The organism is Pseudomonas proteolytica, assembly GCF_007858275.1.
Lineage (GTDB): Bacteria > Pseudomonadota > Gammaproteobacteria > Pseudomonadales > Pseudomonadaceae > Aquipseudomonas > Aquipseudomonas proteolytica.
The window spans coordinates 1-596 of record NZ_VFEV01000097.1; the positions used below are offsets into that span (position 1 = coordinate 1).

The following is a 596-nucleotide window of genomic DNA, read 5'->3' on the forward strand; positions in this document are numbered from 1 at the left end:
GGTTCTTTCAATTTAGGAGATTTTTATAACGTGTCTCCGAAAGAAAACACGAAAGCGTATAATGGATCCGGAGCTTCCAATGTTGGATTTGTCGTGAATACGTTTAACGGTGTTAGTGCAACAAATACGTTTGATTCTGATGTAGCCGATCAAGATCAAATTGGAACAGCGTAAAAAAAGTAGGAGAATATCTCCTACTTTTTCTTTTATTTTATTTAAATGATAACCCGCTCTCCTCCAAAGCCTTTCTAAGCTTTGGCAAAGATGCTGGTCCCATACCATGTAGTTTTAAAATTTCTTTCTCGCTATACTTTGAGAGTTCTTCTACATTATGAATTCCATGATGCTCTAGCGCCCTTCTTGCTGGCGCTGAAAGAAGAGAAAGAAAACCTTCTTTTGGCGTTCTCTCTTTCTCACAGGTTGGGCAAGTTGGACAATCGCTACTTTTATAGTACTCATGTCCTTTTTCACAAGTTCTTAACGTTTTTTCCGCTGCCATTTGCAAGTCCCTCTATTCTTCAACTTTTATAACATGATTACCATCAAAGAAGTATAAACATTTCTCTTTCACAGGATGTTGTAAGCTTTTCTCAAGT

General features: G+C 37.4%; 2 protein-coding genes. One reads left to right on the forward strand and one right to left on the reverse strand.

What is annotated here, in order from left to right:
• Positions 1-174: spore germination protein GerPF (gene gerPF, locus FIV38_RS29840; protein WP_146492608.1), on the forward strand; the 174-nt coding region annotated here is incomplete at its 5' end.
• Positions 175-211: 37 nt separating this feature from the next.
• Here gerPF and FIV38_RS29845 read toward each other — a convergent pair.
• Positions 212-499 carry an RNA polymerase alpha subunit C-terminal domain-containing protein gene (locus tag FIV38_RS29845; protein ID WP_000718623.1) on the reverse strand — a complete coding sequence of 96 codons (288 nt, stop codon included), beginning with the start codon at positions 497-499 and terminating at the stop codon, positions 212-214.
• Positions 500-596 lie beyond the last annotated feature (97 nt).

Excerpts from the sequence above, each read along its gene's own strand:
- FIV38_RS29845 (WP_000718623.1), bottom strand. The coding sequence starts at position 499 with ATGGCAGCGGAAAAAACGTTAAGAACTTGTGAAAAAGGACATGAGTAC.